The 21627-nt window shown below is 61.8% G+C and carries 16 protein-coding genes; 9 read left to right on the plus strand and 7 right to left on the minus strand.

From position 1 onward, the window contains the following. Nucleotides 1–159: 159 nt before the first annotated feature. From IEV38_RS09410 to IEV38_RS09425, 4 genes are all read left to right on the plus strand, one after another. Entirely contained in the window at nt 160–3039 is a 2880-nt protein-coding gene (locus IEV38_RS09410; protein WP_188395919.1) for an autotransporter family protein, read from the plus strand. Between the two features lie 132 nt (nt 3040–3171). Then, nucleotides 3172–4047, plus strand: a complete 876-nt coding sequence (locus IEV38_RS09415; protein WP_188395920.1) for a DMT family transporter — start codon at nt 3172–3174, stop codon at nt 4045–4047. Between the two features lie 156 nt (nt 4048–4203). Next, nucleotides 4204–4662, plus strand: coding sequence for a RidA family protein (locus tag IEV38_RS09420; protein WP_188395921.1), 459 nt, complete (start codon nt 4204–4206; stop codon nt 4660–4662). A 73-nt stretch (nt 4663–4735) separates the two neighbouring features. Continuing rightward, nucleotides 4736–5932, plus strand: coding sequence for an aminotransferase-like domain-containing protein (locus IEV38_RS09425; protein WP_188395922.1), 1197 nt, complete (start codon nt 4736–4738; stop codon nt 5930–5932). 46 nt (nt 5933–5978) lie between these two features. On the opposite strand, the gene IEV38_RS09430 is transcribed toward IEV38_RS09425, so the two are convergent. From IEV38_RS09430 to IEV38_RS09440, 3 genes are all read right to left on the minus strand, one after another. Further along, nucleotides 5979–7097: an MBL fold metallo-hydrolase gene (locus IEV38_RS09430; RefSeq protein ID WP_188395923.1), complete on the minus strand. Its 1119-nt coding sequence runs from the start codon at nt 7095–7097 to the stop codon at nt 5979–5981. A gap of 2 nt (nt 7098–7099) precedes the next feature. Beyond that, a complete protein-coding gene (gene parC, locus IEV38_RS09435; RefSeq protein WP_188395924.1) occupies nt 7100–9415 on the minus strand; it encodes a DNA topoisomerase IV subunit A in 2316 nt (771 codons plus the stop codon). A gap of 140 nt (nt 9416–9555) precedes the next feature. After that, the gene (locus IEV38_RS09440) at nt 9556–11550 is read right to left on the minus strand and encodes a DNA topoisomerase IV subunit B (protein WP_188395925.1); all 1995 of its coding nucleotides are present in this window, start codon (nt 11548–11550) and stop codon (nt 9556–9558) included. Nucleotides 11551–11797: 247 nt separating this feature from the next. Between IEV38_RS09440 and IEV38_RS09445 the strand changes: the two genes are divergently transcribed. After that, complete coding sequence (locus tag IEV38_RS09445; protein WP_188395926.1) at nt 11798–12628, plus strand: response regulator; 831 nt, start codon at nt 11798–11800, stop codon at nt 12626–12628. Between the two features lie 18 nt (nt 12629–12646). Here the strand turns inward: IEV38_RS09445 and IEV38_RS09450 are convergent, their stop codons facing one another. Then, nucleotides 12647–13816: a vWA domain-containing protein gene (locus IEV38_RS09450; protein ID WP_188395927.1), complete on the minus strand. Its 1170-nt coding sequence runs from the start codon at nt 13814–13816 to the stop codon at nt 12647–12649. A gap of 24 nt (nt 13817–13840) precedes the next feature. Further along, nucleotides 13841–14695, minus strand: coding sequence for an AAA family ATPase (locus IEV38_RS09455; RefSeq protein ID WP_188395928.1), 855 nt, complete (start codon nt 14693–14695; stop codon nt 13841–13843). Between the two features lie 159 nt (nt 14696–14854). Here IEV38_RS09455 and IEV38_RS09460 point away from each other — a divergent pair, with 159 nt between their 5' ends. From IEV38_RS09460 to IEV38_RS09470, 3 genes are all read left to right on the plus strand, one after another. Next, complete coding sequence (locus IEV38_RS09460; RefSeq protein ID WP_229728959.1) at nt 14855–16981, plus strand: site-specific recombinase; 2127 nt, start codon at nt 14855–14857, stop codon at nt 16979–16981. A gap of 145 nt (nt 16982–17126) precedes the next feature. Then, on the plus strand, nt 17127–17450 hold the full coding sequence (locus tag IEV38_RS09465) for a c-type cytochrome (RefSeq protein WP_188396126.1): 324 nt from the start codon (nt 17127–17129) through the stop codon (nt 17448–17450). 12 nt (nt 17451–17462) lie between these two features. Then, the gene (locus IEV38_RS09470) at nt 17463–17813 is read left to right on the plus strand and encodes a c-type cytochrome (RefSeq protein ID WP_188395930.1); all 351 of its coding nucleotides are present in this window, start codon (nt 17463–17465) and stop codon (nt 17811–17813) included. A gap of 205 nt (nt 17814–18018) precedes the next feature. Here the strand turns inward: IEV38_RS09470 and IEV38_RS09475 are convergent, their stop codons facing one another. After that, a complete protein-coding gene (locus IEV38_RS09475) occupies nt 18019–18447 on the minus strand; it encodes a DUF1841 family protein (RefSeq protein WP_188395931.1) in 429 nt (142 codons plus the stop codon). Nucleotides 18448–18601: 154 nt separating this feature from the next. Between IEV38_RS09475 and IEV38_RS09480 the strand changes: the two genes are divergently transcribed. Next, nucleotides 18602–19186 (plus strand): malonic semialdehyde reductase, encoded by a 585-nt coding sequence (locus IEV38_RS09480; protein ID WP_188395932.1) that lies wholly within the window; start codon nt 18602–18604, stop codon nt 19184–19186. Between the two features lie 49 nt (nt 19187–19235). Here IEV38_RS09480 and IEV38_RS09485 read toward each other — a convergent pair whose 3' ends face one another. Then, nucleotides 19236–21587 (minus strand): TonB-dependent receptor, encoded by a 2352-nt coding sequence (locus IEV38_RS09485; protein WP_188395933.1) that lies wholly within the window; start codon nt 21585–21587, stop codon nt 19236–19238. Nucleotides 21588–21627: the final 40 nt, after the last annotated feature.

Genomic DNA, 21627 nt, shown 5'->3' on the forward strand with positions numbered 1-21627 from the left:
CATTTTGTTTCAACATTTGTCCTTTTCAGCCGATATATAAGATATCCATCAATATGGATTCAATCGGCGATGATCGAATTTTGTAAGAAAATTTCAACGCGATTCGTCATTACGCACGATAGAAACTTTCTTCAACATATTGAATAGAAGAGGGCAGCATTGGAAAATTCGACTAAGTCTACAAAGCTTCCAGCACTTCAGGATACTGATTTTGCATACCGGTCCAATGTCGGAGAGAACGGCAATGCATACGTTTCTGAAACGTCGCGCTCTATGTCTTGCGGCGTCATGCAGCGCGAAGGAAAGCCCTTCCGCTATCGTCGTTCTCTGCTGCTCTCGACTGCGGTTGCTGCACTTGTCTGTGCGGCAGACGGTATGCAAACAGCAGGCGCGCAATCAGTGACTGCCACCGGCAACTTGAATTACATCCCTCCCGGAGGGACGCAGAACTGGATGGTTGGTGACGGCCTGGTCGTTGGAGATACGGCGGCGGGCACCCTGCTTATCGACGCAGGCGGCACGGTAGATAACAACTCGGGCTACGTCGGTTATCAGGCCGGTGGCGTGGGAACGGTTACCGTCCAGGGGAGCGATGGCAATGGAAATGCTTCGACCTGGACCAATGACGGTCAGCTTGTCATCGGTGTTGAGTCCGGCAGCACTGGCACGCTCAATGTTCTCAATGGCGGCCGGGTGACGAACACCACAGATGTTGTCATCGGTTGGGACAGCGGCAGTACCGGGAATGTCACCGTCTCCGGGCCGGGATCGACGTGGGAACACTCTTCCGGGTTCGGATTTCGAATCGGCGCTGGCGGCACCGGCACGCTCGACATCAACAATGGCGGCGTGGTGCACAGCGGTCAGGGTTTGATCGGTGGCTCCAGCGGTAGCGATGGACACGTTACGGTCTCGGGACCTGGATCGATCTGGGATCCTTTCGACAACATCTATGTAGGTTTCGAAGGCACGGGCGAACTCGATGTACTGGATGGCGCCACGGTGAGTACCGAGCAGACCGGTGGTGGTGCGGCAACTATCTATATCGGCTTTTACAACGGTGGTCAGGGCACGGTGACTGTATCGAGCAGCACTGGCGATACTTCGACATTGAGTGTTACCGATGATCTGCGTGTCGGCGTCGACGGCGCAGCCGTGATGAACATCGCAAAAGGCGGCTTGGTACGGGTTGGAGACAATGTGCATATTGCCGATACGGGTACAAGCAGCGGTACGCTTCATCTCAACGGTGATGCCACCGGGCGCGGCGTTCTTGAAACCGGCTCCGTGGTCAGCGGAATCGGCACTGTCGATCTCGACCTCAATGGCGGCATTCTGCGTGCCAACCGCAATGAAGCCAACTTTCTGAACGGTTTCACGGCACTGACCGTCGGAACCGAAGGCGCGTGGATCGATACCAACACACACGATATCGGCATCAGTACGGCGTTTACCGGTACTTCCGCCTTCAACAAGCTGGGCGCGGGTACGCTGACATTGACCGGGAACAGTTCGACCTTTACCGGCAATACCGAGGTGCAGGCCGGGACGTTGCAAGTTGACGGCATTCTGGGCGGCCCGACCGACGTGCTGGCAGGTGCTCGACTGACCGGTATCGGCCAAGTCGGCGTGACGACCAACCGTGGCGTGATCGCACCGGGTCACGTCGGCAGCCTTGGTACGCTTACCATCGCCGGCAATTACACGCCTGCAGGTGGCAGCATCGCGATCAGAACCCAATTGGGCGACGACAGTTCGCCGACGGATCGTCTCGTCATCACGGGATCGACCTCCGGTACGACGCCTGTCACGGTGACCAACTTTGGCGGTACTGGTGCACAGACGACGGAGGGTATCAAGGTTATCGATGTCGCCGGCGCGTCCAGTGGCACATTCACGCTGCTGGGTACGACGACCTATGAAGGCGATCAGGCAGTGGTGGCAGGTGCGTATGCGTATCGGCTTTATCAGGGCGGAGCCTCCACACCGGCAGATGGCGATTGGTATCTGCGCTCGGTGTTGCGGAGCGTATCCGCGCCACCGGACACGCCACTTTATCAACCCGGTGTTCCCAGCTACGAAGCCTATTCGCAGATTCTGCTGGGGCTGAATGGCGTTCCGACGCTGCAACAGCGTGTCGGCAATCGTTTCTGGGGCGGTGCAAATGCATCGTCTTCAACGGGCAACGGCAATGGTGCCAGCGGTGCGTTTACGGAAACAAACGGCATGTGGGTACGCGTGGAAGGCGGACATAGCCGGATCGATCCGAAATATTCGACATCCGGCAGCGACTATGAATACGATATGGTCAAAACGCAGGTCGGTCTCGACGCATTGCTCTCGCAGGATGACAGCGGCAAACTCGTTGGCGGCCTTTCGGTTCACTATGTACATGGCAGTGCCGAGTCCAGTTGGCGATACGGTGTCGGCAACTATGGCGCCGGCGATATCTCCACCGATGGCTACGGTCTTGGCGGCACGCTGACCTGGTACGGAAACAATGGCTTCTATGTGGATGGTACCGCACAGGCGACCTGGTACAGCAGCGACCTGTCTGCCCATCCGGTGGGCAGCCTTGCAAACAGCAACGATGCCTTCGGGTACGCGTTATCGATCGAAGGCGGCAAGCGTATTGCGATGAACCAAGGCTGGTCCTTCACTCCGCAGGCGCAGCTGATCTATTCCAAGGCACGCTTCGACAATTTCAGCGACGTATTTGGCGCTTCCGTGCGTCCGGGGCGCGACGACAGCCTGCAAGGGCGGCTCGGCATCAGCCTCGAACGTCAGATCAACCGCACGCATCTCTACGGCATTGCCAACGTGTATAACGAGTTCTTCGATGGCACATCGGTCACTGTCGGTAATCAGTCTTTCAGTAGCCGAAAGGACCGCCTTTGGGCCGGAATCGGAGTCGGCGGTTCGCATAACTGGGATAACGACAAGTATTCCATTTACGGAGAAGGCATTTTCAATACGAGTTTGGCTGGCGGTGATTCGCATGGATACGGCGCGACCATCGGCTTTCGTATGAGGTGGTGACGGTAAGGCTGTTTGTTGTGTTCTCCGCTGCTTTGGCAGCGTCGATTTTCAGCATTGTGAGGAAGGTGGGGATTGTATGAGGCATCAGCTCATGTATTTCGAAGGCGATGTCATCAATCCTGAGAGCCTGTAATGACGCAGGAAACAAAAGGCATGTGGCTGGGCGCGATCGGCATTGCCATGTTCAGCCTGACGCTGCCGTTCACGCGCATGGCCGTCGCCGAACTGCATCCGGTGCTGCTGGCGCTGGGACGAGCGGTGGTGGCTGCCGGCTGCGGTGCCGCGCTGTTGTGGTCGGTGCGCGCGCCGCGCCCGAACCGTGCGCAACTCAAGTCGCTGTGCATCGTGGCGCTCGGCGTGGTGATCGGTTTCCCGGTGTTCAGCTCGATCGCCATGAGCCGGATTCCGGCTGCGCACGGTGCCATCGTGCTGGGAATTCTGCCGCTGGTCACGGCGCTGTTCGGCGCGCTGCGCTTCGGCGAACGGCCGTCGCCGGGTTTCTGGATCGCGGCGGTGATCGGCAGCATGCTGGTGGCTGTCTTCGCGTTCGAGGAGGGCGGCGGCAGTCTGCAATGGGGCGACCTTGCGATGCTGGCCGCCGTGGTGGCAGCCGCCATGGGATATGCGGAAGGCGGCCGCCTGTCGGAAACCATGGGCGGACAGCAGGTGATTTCGTGGGCGCTGCTGCTGTCGATGCCGCTGGTGCTGCCGGTCGTCGTCTGGCTGGCGCTGCAACATGGTTTGCAGGCATCGGCGCGGGCCTGGATCGGTTTCGGCTATGTATCGCTGTTCTCGATGTTCATCGGTTTCTTCTTCTGGTACAAGGGCCTGGCGTTGGGCGGCATTGCGCGCGTCGGCCAGGTGCAGTTGATCCAGCCTTTCCTGACCTTGCTGGGGGTGGCGCTCATTCTGGGCGAGCTGCTGACGTGGAAGACCGTGCTGTTCGCCGCCGCCATCGTCGCCATCGTGGCGCTGGGCAGGCGGATGCCGGTGCGGCGTCGCGCTTGAGGCGGGCACGGAAGAAATTGTTCAAAGATCGCGGGGAAATCGGTGGCGGGGGCGCGGATTTGAGATAATCACGGCAGTCGCGATTTTTTCGCTCCTTGCATCCTTGTTCAATTGCCATTGCGCTGTGCGCATGGCATCGATTTTTCCGGAGTCCGCATGTCCTTTTACGACAAACTGAAAGCGCTGAATATCGAACTGCCCGCCGTTTCCACACCCGCTGCGGCCTATGTGATGTTTGCGCAGACCGGCAACACGATCTTTCTGTCCGGTCACATTGCCAAAAAGGACGGCAAGCCATGGGTCGGCCAGCTTGGCAAGAACCTGACGACCGAGGAAGGCAAGCAGGCCGCGCGCGGCGTGGCGATCGACCTGATCGCGACCCTGCAGGAAGCCTGCGGCGGCGATCTGAACCGCGTCAAGCGCATCGTTAAGGTCATGAGCCTGGTCAATTCCACGCCCGACTACACCGAGCAGCACCTGGTGACCAACGGCGCGTCCGACCTGTTCGGCGAAGTCTTCGGCGAGCAGGGCAAGCATGCGCGCTCGGCCTTCGGCGTGGCGCAGATTCCGCTCGGCGCCTGCGTCGAGATCGAACTGATCGCCGAGGTTGCCTGATCCTTCCAGCCGCGCTGCCCGCCCGGCATGCGCTCCCGTTCCGGCGGTGCCGGAACGTTTCCTGTCCTGAATCATGAAAATCGAACATCCCACCCCGATCAAATGGCAGTTCGCACAGCGTGCCGAACAGCTGCAAAGCTCGGCCATCCGCGAAATCCTCAAGGTGACCCAGCGGCCGGACATCATCTCCTTCGCGGGCGGCCTGCCGTCACCGCTGACCTTTCCGGTCGAGCACATGCAGGCGGCCTTCGACAAGGTGCTGTCGCAGCAGGGCAAGATCGCGCTGCAGTACGGCCCGACCGACGGTTACGGACCGCTGCGCGAATGGGTGGCGCAGTCGCTGTCGATCGAAGGCGCGACCATCGCGCCCGAGCAGGTGCTGATGGTGTCGGGTTCGCAGCAGGCGCTGGACCTGCTGGGCAAGGTGCTGATCGAGGATGGCAGCAAGGTGCTGGTGGAGACGCCGAGCTACCTGGGCGCGCTGCAGGCGTTCTCGGTCTATCGTCCGCAGTTCGTCTCGGTGCCCACCGACGAATCGGGTCTGCTGCCGGAAACGGTGGAAGGCATCGCCGATGGCGCGCGGCTGCTGTATTCGCTGCCCAACTTCCACAACCCGACCGGGCGCACCATGTCGCTCGAACGCCGCTTCGCGCTGGTCGAGACCTGCGCGCGGCTCGGCCTGCCGCTGATCGAGGACGATCCGTACGGCGCGCTCAGCTACAGCGGCGAACCGCTGCCGCGCATGCTGAACATGAATCCGGACGGCGTGATTTATCTGGGTTCGTTCTCCAAGGTGCTCACGCCCGGCATCCGCCTCGGTTACGTGGTGGCGCCGGCGATCCTGATCCGCAAGCTCGAGCAGGCCAAGCAGGCGGCCGACCTGCACACCTCGCAATTGACGCAGATGGTGGTCTATCAGGCGATCAAGGACGGTTTCCTGTCGCAGCACATTCCATCGATCCGCACGCTGTACGCCAACCAGTGCCAGGCCATGCTCGATGCGCTGGAAGAGTTCTTCCCGGTCGGCGTCAAGTGGAACAAGCCGGCCGGCGGCATGTTCATCTGGGTCACGCTGCCCGGTCACATCGACGGCATGCAACTGCTCGACGAGGCGATCGCGAAGAACGTGGCCTTCGTGCCGGGCGCGCCGTTCTATGCCAACAAGCCGGAGATCAACACCTTGCGGTTGAGCTTCGTCACGGTGCCGCCGGAAAAGATTCGGCAGGGCGTGGAGATTCTGGCGGGGTTGATCAAGGACAAGCTGCGCTGATTTTATCCGGCGAGTAGAACAAACGGCGTCCTGCGGGACGCCGTTTTCATTTGCCGCTCGCCGATGATGGAGAGGACGACAGATGCAGCGTTTCGCCGTGTTGAAGTGCGGCGAAGTCCTGCTCCGTCAGCCCCGCCTTCTTGCGCTCTTCGGCCAGCAGGCGCGGCGGCTCGTCCAGCGATTCGTCGGCCATCTCGAAGCTGCCCCAGTGGATGCCGATCGACCGTTTAGCGCGGATGGTCTGATGGATCCTGATGGCGTCGGCCGGATCGGCGTGCTGCGCCTGCATGAACCAGCGCGGCGCATAGGCGCCGATCGGGATCAGCGCGAGGTCGAAACTGCCGAAGCGCTCGGCGATGTCGGCAAAGTCCTTGGAGAAGCCGGTGTCGCCGGCGAAGAACATCGAGAACGGTGCCGCATCGTCGGGCGGCGTATGCACGGTCCAGCCGCCCCACAGCGTTTCGAGGCGGTCGGTCAGGCTGCGCGCCGACCAGTGCTGCACCGGCACCAGATGGAAGTCGAGACCGCCCTGCGAGGTCTTGTCCCACCAGTCGAGCTCGCGCACGTTGGTGATGCCGAGTTCGGCCAGCCACGGCTTGATACCGAGCGGCACCAGGAACAGCGGCGGCCCGCCGGGCTGCGCGTTGAGCTTTTCGACGGTGGCGCGGTCGAGGTGATCGTAGTGGTTGTGCGAGATCAGCACCACGTCGATGTGCGGCAGCTCGTCCATCGTCATCGGCAGCGGCACGCGCCGCTTGGGACCGGCGAACGAGAACGGCGAGGCGCGCTCCGACCAGATCGGATCGGTCAGCACGTTCACGCCGCGCAGCTGCAGCAGCACGGTGGCATGGCCGATCCAGGTGGCGGTGGTGTCACTGCGGTTGGCGCGCAGCGCGGCGACGTCGGGCCGCAATACCGGGAACGCGTAATTGTTGGCGGGCACCTTGGGCAGGCCCTGGGTGATGCGGTCCCACTGCCACTTGAGCAGGCCGCTCGGCTTGGTGGCGAGATAGTTGTTGCGGAATCCGTCCGGCGTGTGGTGCGGCTTGGCCGGATCGTAATAGGGATTGCGATGGCCGCAGCCGGCCATGGTCAGGCCGGCCGCCAGCAGCAGCAAAAGGGTGGCCTGTCGAAGCCGCCGTTTTCCTGCACCGATCTGCATCATCGTTATTTCTGCGGCGCCAGGGTCTGGGCCTTGATCTTCGATTCCAGCAGCTTGCCCTTGCGTGCGCGCTTGCCGATGTGAACCGCGAGGCCGGATGCCGACAGCGCCACTTCCTGCGCCTTGCCGCCGCGACCGCTGCCGCTGACGAGCACGCCGCGCTGGCTGATTGGCTGTGCCGCGATCAGTTTTTCATTGTTCTCGAGGTCCATCAGGATCACGCCGCGGCCGCCGGCGGTCAGCGTCTTGATCTCGTCGAGGCCGAACACCAGCAGGCGGCCTTTTTCGGACAGGCAGGCAATCGCGCTGGCATCGGCAGCGACCGCGCGCGGTGCCAGCGGTTCGTCGCCGTCATCGAGCGTGATGAAGGACTTGCCGCCGCGATTGCGCGCCGTCATGTCGCCGGCCTTGGCGACGAAGCCGTAGCCGGCGGTGGTGGCCAGCAGCAGCGCGGTGTCGGCAGGACCGGCGAAGTAATGCTGCACGCGCGTGCCGCTGGCCAGTTCGATCAGCGTGGTGATCGGCACGCCGTCGCCGCGCGCGCCGGGCAGGGCGGCGACCGATACCGAATAGACGCGGCCGTTGGAGCCGAATACCAGCAGGTTGTCGATGGTGCGGCATTCGAAGGCGTCGTACAGCGCGTCGCCGGCCTTGAAGCCGAACTGCGTGGCGTCGTGCCCGTGACCGTTGCGCGCGCGTACCCAGCCTTTCTGCGAGATGATGACCGTGACCGGCTCGTCGATCACCTTTTGCTCGACCACGGCGCGTTCGGCTTCCTCGATCAGCGTGCGGCGCGCATCGCCGTACTGTTTGGCGTCGCTCTCGATTTCCTTGATGACGAGTTTCTTCATCGACGACGGATTGTCGAGCAGGTCCTGCAGCGTGGATTTCTCGTTGCGCAGTTCGGCCAGCTCCTGCTGGATCTTGATGGTTTCCAGCCGCGCCAGTTGGCGCAGGCGGATTTCCAGGATGTCGTCGGCCTGGCGTTCGGACAGGCGGAAGGCTTCGATCAGAGCTGGCTTCGGTTCGTCCGATTCGCGGATGATGCGGATCACCTCGTCGATGTTGAGCAGGATCGCTTCGCGGCCTTCGAGAATGTGGATGCGGTCGTCCACCTTCTGCAGGCGGAACTGCGTGCGGCGCGTGATGGTGCTGAAGCGGAAGGCGATCCACTCCTGCAGAATCTCGCCCAGCGATTTCTGGCGCGGGCGGCCGTCGCCACCGATCATCACGAGGTTGACCGAGACGCTGGTCTCGAGCGAGGTCTGGGCCAGCAGCAGGTTGGTGAATTCGGTCGGGTCCTGGTTCTTCGATTTCGGTTCGAACACCAGGCGCACCGGCGCATCGCGTCCCGATTCGTCGCGTACCGCATCGAGCATGGCGAGCATGGTCTGCTTCATCGCCAGCTGTTCGGGCGACAGCGATTTCTTGCCGAGCTTGACCTTGGGATTGGTCAGTTCCTCGATTTCCTCGAGCACGCGCTGCGACGACACGCCGTGCGGCAGTTCGGTGACCACCACCTGCCACTGGCCGCGCGCGAGGTCTTCGATCTTCCAGCGCGCGCGCACCTTGATGCTGCCGCGGCCGCTTGCATAGATGTCGCTCAGCGCGGTCGGCGAGGTAATGATCTGGCCGCCACCCGGGAAGTCCGGGCCCGGCACGATCTGCATCAGTTCTGAATGCGAGAGTTTGGGATTGCGGATCAGCGCGACCGCCGCCCTGGCGATCTCGTTGAGGTTGTGCGACGGGATTTCGGTCGCCATGCCGACCGCGATGCCGGAGGCGCCGTTGAGCAGCGCGAAGGGCAGGCGGCTCGGCAGCAGCTTGGGTTCGTCGGTAGAGCCGTCGTAGTTGGGCTGGAAATCCACCGTGCCCATGTCGATCTCGTCGAGCAGCAGTTTGCTGATCGGCGTCAGACGCGCCTCGGTGTAGCGCATGGCCGCCGCGCCGTCGCCGTCGCGCGAGCCGAAGTTGCCGTGACCGTCGATCAGCGGATAGCGCAGCGAGAAATCCTGCGCCATGCGCACCAGCGCGTCATAGACCGACTGGTCGCCGTGCGGATGCAGCTTGCCGAGCACATCGCCGACCACCGCGGCAGACTTGCGCGGCTTGGCGGCGGAATCGAGTCCGAGTTCGCTCATCGCATACAGGATGCGGCGCTGCACCGGCTTCTGGCCGTCGCTGACGTCGGGCAGGGCACGGCCCTTGACGACGGAAATCGCATAGTCGAGATAGGCGCGCTCGGCAAAGGTGGCGAGCGTGAGCGCCTCGCCGTCTTCGGCGGGCGCGGTTTCGTCAAACAGGTTGGCTTGGTCGGTCATCGTGGTCTTGCAAGGTTATGTGTGGCATTCGTGACGCTACGGTTTCAATATCGCGGTGAGGACAAGGCGCGAGGCACGTAGACAGTGCCGATGGCACGGCAAGGCCTCGCAACGCAGTCATCGCTGCGAGATTGGAACCGTCAGATGTCGGCTTCGGCTTCGTTGCCATGCTCCTCGATCCAGTTCCGGCGGGCCGCCGCTTCGCCCTTGCCCATCAGCATGTTGAAGCGCGATGCCGACAGTTCGGCACCGAACTCGCCGAGCGCGACCGGCAGCAGGCGGCGCGTGTCCGGGTTCATGGTGGTTTCCCACAGCTGTTCGGCATTCATCTCGCCCAGGCCCTTGAAGCGCGAGATCGACCATGCCTTTTCGCGCACGCCGTCCTTGCGCAGCTTGTCCTCGATCGCCTCGAGTTCGCCGTCGTCGAGTGCGTACAGTTTCTGGATCGGCTTCTTGCCGCGTGCCGGCGCATCGACGCGGTACAGCGGCGGGCGCGCGATGCAGATGTGGCCGCGCTCGATCAGCTTGGGGAAGTGGCGGAAGAACAGCGTCAGCAGCAGTACCTGGATGTGCGAACCGTCAACGTCGGCATCGGACAGGATGCAGATCTTGCCGTAACGCAGACCCGACAGGTCAGGTTCGTCATTGACGCCGTGCGGATCGACGCCGATGGCGACCGCGATGTCGTGGATCTCGTTGTTGGCGAACAGGCGGTCCTTCTCGGTTTCCCACGAGTTGAGCACCTTGCCGCGCAGCGGCAGGATGGCCTGGAATTCCTTGTCGCGGCCCATCTTGGCCGAGCCGCCGGCGGAGTCGCCCTCGACCAGGAACAGTTCGTTGCGCGCGGTGTCGTTGGATTCGCAGTCGGTCAGCTTGCCCGGCAGCACGGCGACGCCCGAGGATTTCTTCTTCTCGACCTTCTGCGCCGAGCGCAGCCGCGACTGCGCCTGCTTGATGACGAGCTCGGCCAGCTTGCGGCCGTAGTCAACGTGCTGGTTCAGCCAGAGTTCGAGCGCCGGGCGCGTGAAGCTGGCGACCAGGCGCACCGCGTCGCGCGAATTCAGGCGTTCCTTGATCTGGCCCTGGAACTGCGGATCGAGCACCTTGGCCGACAGCACGAAGGAGACGCGCGCGAACACGTCTTCCGGCAGCAGCTTGACGCCCTTGGGCAGCAGCGAATGCAGTTCGACGAAGCTCTTGACGGCGCCGAACAGGCCTTCGCGCAGGCCCGATTCGTGGGTGCCGCCGTTGGAGGTCGGGATCAGGTTGACGTAGGACTCGCGTACCACCGCGCCATCCTCGGTCCAGGCCACCACCCAGGCCGCGCCTTCGCCCTCGGCAAAGCCGTCGGCATCGGGACCGGCGTACTGCTCGCCTTCGAACAGCGGGATCAGCGTGTCCGCGCCCGAGGTCTGCGCCAGCGATTCGGTCAGGTAGCCGCGCAGGCCCTGGTCGTATTGCCAGGTCTGGGTTTCGCCGGTCTTGGCCTGCGTCAGCGTGACCTTCACGCCCGGCAGCAGCACCGCCTTGGAACGCAGCAGGCGCTGCAGTTCGCCGAGCGGGATCGCGGCGGAATCGAAGTATTTGGGATCGGGCCAGACCGTCACGCGCGTGCCGTTGCGCTTGTCGTCGCGGCCGTAGGCGCGCGACTTGAGCGGCTCGACCACGTCGCCGCCGGCGAACGCCAGCGTGTGCACGCCGTTGCTGCCGTCCTTGCGCCAGACCGTGATTTCCAGCCGTTTCGCCAGCGCGTTGGTGACCGAGACGCCGACGCCGTGCAGGCCGCCCGAGAAGGCGTAGGCGCCGCCCGAGCCCTTGTCGAACTTGCCGCCGGCATGCAGGCGCGTGAAGACGATCTCGACCGTCGGCACGCCTTCGTCCGGGTGCAGGCCGACCGGGATGCCGCGGCCGTCGTCCTCGACGCTGACGCTGCCGTCGGTGTTGAGCGTGACGGCGATGTTGCGGCCGTAGCCGCCAAGCGCTTCGTCGGAGGCATTGTCGATGACTTCCTGGATGATGTGCAGCGGGTTCTCGGTGCGGGTGTACATGCCCGGACGCTGCTTGACCGGTTCCAGGCCTTTCAATACGCGGATGGATGCTTCGCTGTAGTCTGCGGGTGATTTTTTAGTGGCCATTCAATCGTGCTGGGAGATGCGGATAGGGGCAAAAGCGCGTTGCGTGCCTGCCAACGGGAATTGCAATGTGTCTGCATTCTAATAAAAAAACCGGTGGGACACTGTTTTCCGCGGGTTTTCCCGGATCGGCGCGGCGGCGCTCGGAGAAAATATTTGCATGTCCCTATGGCGCTTTTTCGGCGAAAGGGTTCAAATATCCGGCAATCCATCCTGTCTTTCCGATCCACACCCAGATCGATTTCCACAGATGCAGATACTTGCCACCCCTTTCCCCTTTGCGGTACGGCTGCTCGGCTTCAGCCCGCAGGAAACGGAAGTCTTCGACGCCACCTTTGCGATCCGGCAGAACGGCTGCGGCTATCTGAAACTGGATGACGACAATCTGCAGGACCCCGATCTGTATATCGTCAATGCCGACAACATCAAGGCTCTGGTGGCGCTCGACCAGCTGCGGCCGAGCGATCTGCGGCCGGCGTTGCTGGTCGGCGATCCGCTGGTGCCGCTGCCGTATGCGCGCATCGAGCGGCCCTTGCGCTGGCATCGGCTGTACGACGAACTGAAGCGCCTGATCGAAAGACGCGCCGACGCCTTGTCGCGGCTGGAGGCGTCGGACGTGGTGGCTGTTTCCGAGCGCCGGCGCGGCAATCGTGTCGATATTGATCTGACCGATCCCGCCGATTACGCGCGCAGGCGAACCGAACCCATGCATGGCGGCGCGGTGCTGGTGATCGACAGTGCATCGGCCTTTGGCGATGTTGCCGCCGAAACGCTGGCGCGCTTGCAGACCAGGGTGATCCGCGCCGCCAGCGAAGCCGAGGTCGAAGCCGCCTGTGCGCGGCAGCGGATCGCGGTGACGATCATCAATACGGCAATGGAGATCGATCCGTATCGGCTCTGCCAGACGGTACGGAAGGTCTGGCCGTCGGACCGCATGGCGGTGATCTTTCTGGCCACGCGTGCCGGCAGCTTCGATGTCGCGCGTGCGCGCGAGGCCGGCTACGACGGTTTTCTCACGATGCCGGTTTCGGCTTCCAACCTGATCAGCGCGCTGCGGCGCTTCATGACCTTGCCGCGTTGATCGGCCAGTCTTTTCCTGTCACCTGCTCAGCAGCCGCATGCCGCGCTCGAGTCCTTCGAGCGTCAGCGGCACCATGCGGTTGTTCATCTGCTGGCGAATGATGGCGATCGACTGCCGGTAGTCCCACAGGTGTTCGGGTTCCGGATTGAGCCAGACGTGGCTCGGGAAGGCATGCGTGAAGCGCTGCAGCCATTCGGCACCGGCTTCCTCGTTGTAATGATCGATGGCACCGCCTTGCGACAGGATTTCGTACGGACTCATGGTGGCGTCGCCGACGAAGATCAGCCGGGTATCGGGCGGATAGGTGCGCAGCACGTCCCAGGTGTCGAAGCGCTCGCTCTGCCGGCGCTGGTTGTTGCGCCACAGATGGTCATAGACGCAGTTGTGGAAGTAATAGAACGACAGGTTCTTGAACTCGGCGCGTGCCGCCGAGAACAGTTCCTCGGTCAGCTGGATGTGATCGTCCATCGAGCCGCCGACGTCGAGCAGCATCAGCACCTTGGTGTTGTTGCGCCGTTCCGGACGCATCTTCAGGTCGAGCCAGCCGGCATTGCTGGCGGTGGCGCGGATGGTGTCGTCGAGCGCCAGTTCCTCGGCGGCGCCTTCGCGCGCAAAACGGCGCAGGCGGCGCAAGGCGACCTTGATGTTGCGCGTGCCGATCTCGCGCGAGGCGTCGTAGTCCCGGTAGCTGCGCTGTTCCCAGACCTTGACCGCGCGCCGGTGCGTGCCGGCGCCGCCGATGCGTATGCCTTCCGGGTTGTAGCCGCCGTTGCCGAACGGCGAGGTGCCGCCGGTGCCTATCCACTTGCTGCCGCCTTCGTGTCTTTCCTTCTGCTCTTCCAGCAATTGCCTGAGGCGATCCATCAGCTTGTCGTAGCCGAATTTTTCCAGGCGTGCCTTGTCCTCGAGCGAGAGTTCGCGCATGGCGCGCTTGACCAGCCAGTCCAGCGGTATCTGTGCCTGGTCGTCGAAACCTGCCTCGATACCCTTGAAGTATTGCGCAAATGCACGATCGAACTTGTCGAAGTGCGCCTCGTCCTTGATCAGCGTCAGCCGCGCCAGGTAATAGAAGTCGTCGAACGAGCAATCGATGATGTTCTTTTCCAGCGCTTCGAGCAGCAAGAGGAATTCCCTGATCGAAACCGGAATGCCCGCCGCGCGCAGCGTGGTGAAGAAATCGATGAGCATGGTTCTGCCTTGTCGATCCGCACGTCAGCGATTGTTGCGCGCCATGAAGACCAGCCGCTCGAACAATGCGATGTCCTGTTCGTTCTTCAGCAGGGCGCCATGCAGCGGCGGTACCGCGATCCTGTTGTCGCGGCTCTGCAATGCCTCGGGCGGAATGTCTTCCGCCAGCAGCAGCTTGAGCCAGTCGATCAACTCGGAGGTGGAGGGCTTTTTCTTCAGGCCGCCGACTTCGCGCAACTGATAGAAGACCTCGAGCGCGCGTGCCAGCAGGTCTTTCTTTAGGTTCGGGAAGTGGACGGCGACGATCTGCTCCATCGTCTCATGGTCGGGAAAGCGGATGTAGTGGAAGAAGCAGCGGCGCAGGAAGGCATCCGGCAATTCCTTCTCGTTGTTGGAGGTGATGATGACCAGCGGACGGTGTTTTGCGCGTACCATCTCGCGCGTCTCATAGACATGGAATTCCATGCGGTCGAGTTCGCGCAGCAGGTCGTTGGGAAACTCGATGTCGGCCTTGTCGATCTCGTCGATCAGCAGTACCACCTGCTGCTCGGCCGCGAAAGCCTGCCACAGCACGCCCTTTACGATGTAGTTCTCGATGTTCTTCACGCGCTCGTCGCCGAGCTGGGAATCGCGCAGGCGCGACACGGCGTCGTATTCGTAGAGGCTCTGCTGTGCCTTGGTGGTCGATTTGATATGCCATTGCAACAATGGCATGCCAAGTGCGGCGGCCACTTCTTCCGCCAGCATGGTCTTGCCGGTGCCGGGTTCGCCCTTGATCAGCAGCGGCCGCTGCAGCGTCAGCGCGGCATTGACGGCGAGCTTGAGATCGTCGGTCGTCACATAATTGCGGGAACCTTCGAAGCGTGTATCTTGTCGCATGCGTGTCGTAAAGAATAAGAAAAAGCAGAAGAAGGAAGTCGGAGTATAAGCGAGACAGGGAAAGGTTTTCCTGCGCGACTAACGCGCGCCGTTACCGGTTCCCGTCATCCCCTCATTACAATAAATAAAATGAAAATTTCGTTTCTCAGAATCTGCGCCGTGTGGCGCAGGTTCCGTCGTGGTGCGTTGCGGCATCATGCCGATCACGCACAGTATGTGCCGCAGATCGAATCGCTGATGCGTCGCGCCGACCCCAATGACTCGTGGCACGTGCGCGCCAACTGGATGCTCGATCTGGCCGACTGGCTGCGGCATGAGCCCAAGGTCTCGCTGCTGGCGCGCGACGAATGGCGCCGTCTCAAGCATCAGCGCCTGCGTTTTCTGCTGGACTGGCTCGATGCGCATCGCGACGTCAGGCAGGGTGTGCAGAACACGCTGCGCAAGACCCTGCGCGAGGCGACCGGGCACGAGCTGTTTTCCTCGACCGGCATGCCGCGCGAATCTGCCTTCTTTTCCGAACTGTCGGAGCGTCTGGTCAAGCTGGTATTGCCGCGCCCGCTGGGCCAGCACGATCTCTCGACACTGTTCACGATGATGTTTCCCGATGTGTCGGACGCCGAATGGCTGCTCGAACTCGACGACCGTACCATGATGCGCCTGTGGAAGCTGTGCGGCGACGACGGCATTGCGCACGGCTATCGCCAGCAGATCGACGAGGCGATGCTGTATCTCGTGCAGATGGTGGTGGCGGTCGGCATCAGTCCGGCGTTCCGGCAGCGGCTCGAACCGCGCATGCAGTTGCTGGCAACGCCCTTCATGTCGCTGCGGCGCGAGCTCGAGCACTACCTGATCAGCAATACGCGCGACCAGGGCGCGCTGCGCAGCGTGCGCATGCTGCTGGCGGTGTGCCAGGCGCAGACCGACCGCATTTATGCGCACCTCGACGAGCACGGCACCTCGCTGGGACTGGTCTATCACCTCGAACGCATGCGCGCGCAGATCAACCGCATCGGCCGTCTGCTCGATCTGCGCAACGCACCGGGTTCCGAAGAAGGGGCAGGGCAGATTCAGGCGGTGCTGGTCGACTTGATCGTTGCGCATCACCATCGCTCGTCGGTGCGCGATCTGATCCGGCGCAGCTTTTCCTTGCTGGCACGCAAGATGGTCGAACGCACGGCCTATCACGGCGAGTACTACATCGCGCGCGACCGCAAGGAATACAAGGCCATCGCCAAGGCCGCCATGGTGGGCGGTCTGGTAGTGGGATTCACCGGGCTGGCACGGGCGGCTATCAACCGCGCCGGTCTGGCCGAGTTTTTCGAGGGATTCTTCCACTCGATCAATTTTGCCTTCGGCTTCTTGCTGATCGCCTTGCTGGGCGGCTTGTTCGCGGCCAGGCAGCCGGCCGTGCTGGCCCCCGCGCTGGCCGAGAAGATGGGGGCGCTCGACACCATAGACGGTTTGCGCGCGCTGCTGGACCGGGTGGCGGCCTTGCTGCGCGCGCAGGCGGCGGGCATCTTCGGCAACCTGCTGGTGGTGGTGCCGGTGGTGGCGGCGCTTGGTTTCGGGCTGGTGCAGGTGTGGGATCGACCGTTGATGGATCCACCCGAGGCCGCGCGTACCTTGCAATCGCTGTCCATCGTCGGTGTCACGCCGCTGTTCGCGATTCTGACCGGCGTCTTGCTGTGGCTGTCCAGCCTGATCGCCGGTGTTGCCGACAACTGGTTCGCGCTGCGCCGGCTGAAGGAAGCGATCGCCAATCATCGCCGCGTCGTGCATGCCATGGGCGCGGGACGCGCCGAACGCTTTGCCGGTTGGCTCGAGCGCAACGTGGCCGGTGTTGCCGGCGGCGTCTCGCTGGCGCTCCTGCTGGGCATGACGCCGGCCATCGCCCATTTCTTCGGTGTGCCGTTTGATGTGCGCCATGTGGCGTTGTCGGCGGCGACGCTGACGGCCACTGTCGGCAGCATGGGATGGGAGGTGTTGCTGACACCGGCATTCTGGCTGGCGTTTGCCGGTATCGTCGCCATCGGCGTGCTCAACGTGAGTGTCGCCTTTGCCGGGGCATTGATGCTGGCCCTGCGTGCGCGCGACGTGCCGCGCCGTATCCGGCATATCGTCTATCGTTCGATTCTGCGCCGTGCAACGCTGGCGCCCCTGGCATTCTTCTGGCCGATGGCGGCCCCGCCACGGCAGGCGCCGGCTGTCGAAAACGAAGAGGAACCGGTGGCGGGCGCGCATGAGCCGCATCGGCTGTCATCGGACCGTACAGAAGACAATGTCTGAAGTGCAACACTTGGCGTGCCGGATAGTTGGACTGAAATTTTTCTTCATGTAGAATCAATTCGCCTTTCCGTGCGGCACAGCAATATCTTCATCCGGCCGCACAACGCTTCATGCAGCAGTTCCGACTAACTTGTCCACGGCTAACATGAAAAAACTATTTGCACTTCTCGCGCTCGCGAGCTTCGCCAATATCGTTGTTTCAGCTGAAGTGGTGGGTGATGCCAAGGCGGCGGTCAACAAGATTGCCATGTGCATCGGATGTCATGCCATTCCCGGCTACAAGGCAACTTTCCCCGAGGTCTATCAGGTCCCGATGATCGGCGGCCAGAACGAAAAGTACATCGTGAATGCGCTCAATGCCTACAAGAAGGGCGAGCGCTCCCATCCCACCATGCGAGGCATTGCCGAAAGCATGTCCGACCAGGACATCGCGGACGTCGCGGCCTATTACTCGCAGCAAAAGAAATAAGGGAGCGCATTCATGAAAACCATCCTTACCCTGACCGCGTTCTCGCTGGCAGCGCTTTCCTTGCCGGCGCATGCAGACAAGCGCATCGAGGCCGGCAAGGCCGCCGTGACCAAGTTCAACTGCGCGCAGTGCCATGGCGCCGACTTCAAGACGCCGATCGATCCCGCCTATCCCAACCTGGCCGGGCAGCATCGCGATTACCTCAAGCATGCGCTGACGGCCTACAAGCGCGGCGGCGAGGGCACCAACGGACGCGCCAATGCGATCATGGTGCCGGAGGCGAGGAAGCTGTCGAACCAGGATATCGAGAATATTTCGGCCTATCTGGCGAGTCTGCCGGGGAGCTTGGTGCTGAAGAAGTAGTACGCCTGCGCTCGATCGAGATCGAGAAAAATGCCGCCTGATGTTGAACAGGCGGCATTTTTTTGATCGCTGGAAAGGAAAGGGTATCTTTGCCTACTTTCTTTGGCGAAGCAAAGAGAGTAAGTGGCTACCGGATTACCCCCGGCACCGGCGTCTCTTCAAGGAAGGAACGGATTCAGTATCCACTGCGTGGACGAGACAGCAATCAACTCGCCGCGCGATTGATGCACTCGATATACGCCGCCCCATCCGGCGGCACGCCGTTGCGCTGCGAATTCCAGATCATCTGCCCCAGGCATTCCATGATTTGGTGATGTGCCTCGTGTTCGGAATCGAGCCGGCGCGCCAGGTTCTGGAAGGCGGCGCGGATGCCCGGTGGCTGGTCGATGGAAATCTGTTCGGCGATCGACAGGTGCATCGACAGGTGCAGGAAGGGATTGATGCGGCCGGCTTCCACCGAGTAATCCTGCGCCAGCGCATCCTCGACGTTCTCGAAATCGGGCGCGTATTCGGGATGCTGCACGATCCAGTCGCGGGCGATGGCCTCCAAGGGCGTGAGAATGGCGTTATCGACGCTCTTGCGATAGGTCTCGCAGAAGAAGCGGCGCACGTCGTGTTGGGATGGTGTAAACATGATCCTGCCGGGCGGAAAGGGCGCAATGATGGGTTGAAGCCGCCATTGTACGTTGCCTGCAGTCTGCCCGCAGGTCTGCTTTCGGCTACCATAGCGGGCGACAAGCGTTGCCGCTCCGGGCAGCGCGCCCAGCGACTACAACACGGAATCCACCATGGTTAACCAGGAAGCACTCGACACCCTCTTTACCCACGCCCACACCAATCACGGCTGGCTCGACAAGCCGGTGACCACCGGCCAGTTGCGCGACATCTACGAACTGATGAAATGGTGCCCGACCGCCTTCAACTGCGCGCCGGCGCGCATTGCCTTCATCAAGTCGCCGCAGGCCAAGGAAAAACTCGCCGCCTGCGTATCGGCCGGCAACGTGGAAAAGGTGAAATCGGCGCCGATCACCGCCATCATCGGCATGGACATGGCGTTCTCGCGCAAGATGCCGCAACTGTTCCCGCACATGGACGTGCAGTCGCTGATGGACGGCAATCCGGCGCTGGCGGAGGAAACTGCGTTCCGTAACAGCTCGCTGCAGGGCGGCTATTTCATCCTCGCGGCGCGCGCTATCGGCCTGGACGTGGGACCGATGTCGGGTTTCGATGCAGAGAAGGTCAACGAGGCATTCTTCGTCGGCACCAAGGTCAAGGCCAACTTCCTGTGCAGCATCGGCTACGGCGACCACAGCAAGATCAAGCCGCGCCTGCCGAGGCTGACCTTCGATGCGGCGTGCGCGGTGGTGCTGTAAGCATCGTTGAAAAAGCCAGTTCCTTGCAAAAGAACTGGCTTGTATCTTCCTAGAATTTCAGATTGGCACGAATGCCGATGCTTCTTCCCAGCCCCATTTGTGCAAAGACCGGATTGGCATCGCGGTCGATCCCTGTGTAATAACGTTCATCCAGCAGGTTCTCGACAAAGGCATTGACCGACCAGTTGCCTCTCCTGATGCCGGTCTGCGCATTGACGATGATGCGCGAATCGATCGAGTCCTGCGGTGCAATGCCGAAGACCGCCTGATAGCCAGACGTGTATTTGGCATCGCCACCGACGTAGAAACCGTTCCCGAACTGATAATGCCCGCCCAGGCCGACCGTCCATTTCGGTGCTTCGGGCAGGGGTTGTCCGGAAAGATCGCCGTAGCTGAAGTGATCGAACTCGAGGAATTTCGTATCGAGGTAACCAATCGAGGCAAATGTGGAAAGGCGGTTGTTTACCTTCCATGTCGGTTCGATTTCGAAGCCCCATGTGCGTGAAGAGGCGGCATTCTGGGTTTCGCGATAAAACGCGTCATTGGGATCCGGACGGATTTCAATTTGCTGGTTGATGTACTTGGTATGGAACAGGTTGGCATTCAGCAGCAGGCGGTTGTCGAGGAAGCTGCCTTTGTAGAACAGTTCGTAGCTGTGCGCTTTTTCCGGGTTGTAGTAGTGCGCGGTCAGGGTGCGCTGGTTGATGTAGTAACCGCCGGTGCGGAAGCCTTGCGTATAGGACACGCCGGCCATCTGGGTTTCGGACAGTTTTTTGGACAGGGCGACCTTGGGCACGAAATTGGTTTCGTCCAGATCGGCCTGATTGCTGCGGGAGATCATTGTGCCGTTCAGATTGCGTTGCGACGCGAACTGGTATTCCTTGTTGCGCAGGTAGTCGAGGCGGCCGCCCAGCGTGGCGTGCCATGTCGGGACGAACTCATAGGTGGCTTCTCCGAACAACGCCACATTGTCGGTTTTGCCTCCGGTTACCTGGCGCTGTATGACGCCGTTCGGAAGGGTGATATCCAGGTCCGTATTGGTGTTCTGGTAGCTGCCGTAAAGACCGCCGACCCACTTCCACTTTTCTCCCTGATAGTTGAAACGGAATTCCTGCGTGATCAGCGAATCGTCAATCGAGCCGTCGATGCCGCTGGCTATTCCAGGCGTCCCGAGTTCTACGGAGATGCGGCGGCTGGCACCATCGTTCCAGCCGGTTGACGAGGTGAATTTGAGTCTGTCCGACAACGCATGCGTGATCTCCAGTGCGGCATTCTGCGTTCTCAGCGGTCGGTATTCGGCATAGGTCGGCCATTGATAGAAATCGCCGCGCTCGGCATCGAGTCCGAAATTGGCATTGGCGCCGATGAAGCGATCGGCAGGATTTTCCTTGCCGACGGCATAGGTGAAGAGGGCGGTGGTATTCGGCAGCGCCTTGGGAGCGAAAAGGATTTTTCCGCGCAGGTTGTAGCTCAGGTCGGTCCGGTACTCGTCATAGTTCGAAAATTGGGTGTAGGTGGGAAATGACACGGGAGACGTGGAGCGTTCGTACGAACCCGTAATGCGCATTGCCACTTCATCTGCGACAAGCGGCGTATTCACCATGAATGCGGTGCCGGCCAAGCGATCGCTTCCCACGGTTCCGGAAATCTCCGCTTCCTGCCGAAAGACCGGGTCCTTCGATTTGAGATAAATGGCGCCGGTCATGGCCGCCCGGCCGCTCAAGGTGGACTGCGGCCCGCGATACACCTCCACCTGTTCCGCATCCCACAGGGAACGCGGTGCGCGGCGTGCGTTCACGCGTGTTTGCAAGACGCCGTCGATATAGAGCGATCCGACAGGTGTTCCGCCGGGAACGAATCCCTCCGAACTCATGCCCCGGATGACGAAACCCGAACTGACGTAGGCGCTGTCCATGACATTGCCCAGACGCCTGAAGCCTTCGCGGAAGGTGCGAATCTGGCCGTCTTCGATGTCGTCCGCCGTCACGATTCCGACGGATGCCGTGGAATCGTTGAGCACACTGGTTTCTCGCGAACCGTACAGTGTCGTCGTGACAGTGACGGGCGCCAGTGTGGATTCGGCCTGCATGCCGGTGGCAGGGAGCTTGCGCAGCGTGTAGCTGCCGTCACCGTGCGCGTCGGCAGCAAGTCCGCTGCCTTGCAAGATCTTTCGCAATCCCTGGTCGCCGGTATAACTGCCGCTCAGGCCGGCACTGTGCAGGCCGGCGACGAGTGCCGGATCGAACGAAAGCGCAATGCCGGCGCTGGCGGTGAAGCGCGTAAGCACGTCTTCCAGCGGACCGGCGGCAATGCTGTAGCTGCGTGCCGATTGCGGCGGCGCGGTCTGTGCTTGGGAGGGAAGGATCGGCAAGGCAAAGGCAAGCAGGACGGCAAGCGTCATGGCCCTGGGCTGAAAGCGTGAAGAGAGGAGCGGCACGGTG

The organism is Oxalicibacterium flavum, assembly GCF_014635065.1.
GTDB lineage: Bacteria > Pseudomonadota > Gammaproteobacteria > Burkholderiales > Burkholderiaceae_D > Oxalicibacterium > Oxalicibacterium flavum.

Coding starts and splice junctions, on each gene's coding strand:
- IEV38_RS09485 (WP_188395933.1), bottom strand. CDS start 21,587: ATGACGCTTGCCGTCCTGCTTGCCTTTGCCTTGCCGATCCTTCCCTCC.
- IEV38_RS09420 (WP_188395921.1), top strand. CDS start 4,204: ATGTCCTTTTACGACAAACTGAAAGCGCTGAATATCGAACTGCCCGCC.
- IEV38_RS09415 (WP_188395920.1), top strand. CDS start 3,172: ATGACGCAGGAAACAAAAGGCATGTGGCTGGGCGCGATCGGCATTGCC.
- IEV38_RS09445 (WP_188395926.1), top strand. CDS start 11,798: ATGCAGATACTTGCCACCCCTTTCCCCTTTGCGGTACGGCTGCTCGGC.
- IEV38_RS09425 (WP_188395922.1), top strand. CDS start 4,736: ATGAAAATCGAACATCCCACCCCGATCAAATGGCAGTTCGCACAGCGT.
- IEV38_RS09480 (WP_188395932.1), top strand. CDS start 18,602: ATGGTTAACCAGGAAGCACTCGACACCCTCTTTACCCACGCCCACACC.
- IEV38_RS09430 (WP_188395923.1), bottom strand. CDS start 7,097: ATGATGCAGATCGGTGCAGGAAAACGGCGGCTTCGACAGGCCACCCTT.
- parC (WP_188395924.1), bottom strand. CDS start 9,415: ATGACCGACCAAGCCAACCTGTTTGACGAAACCGCGCCCGCCGAAGAC.
- IEV38_RS09455 (WP_188395928.1), bottom strand. CDS start 14,695: ATGCGACAAGATACACGCTTCGAAGGTTCCCGCAATTATGTGACGACC.
- IEV38_RS09440 (WP_188395925.1), bottom strand. CDS start 11,550: ATGGCCACTAAAAAATCACCCGCAGACTACAGCGAAGCATCCATCCGC.
- IEV38_RS09465 (WP_188396126.1), top strand. CDS start 17,127: ATGAAAAAACTATTTGCACTTCTCGCGCTCGCGAGCTTCGCCAATATC.
- IEV38_RS09475 (WP_188395931.1), bottom strand. CDS start 18,447: ATGTTTACACCATCCCAACACGACGTGCGCCGCTTCTTCTGCGAGACC.
- IEV38_RS09470 (WP_188395930.1), top strand. CDS start 17,463: ATGAAAACCATCCTTACCCTGACCGCGTTCTCGCTGGCAGCGCTTTCC.
- IEV38_RS09450 (WP_188395927.1), bottom strand. CDS start 13,816: ATGCTCATCGATTTCTTCACCACGCTGCGCGCGGCGGGCATTCCGGTT.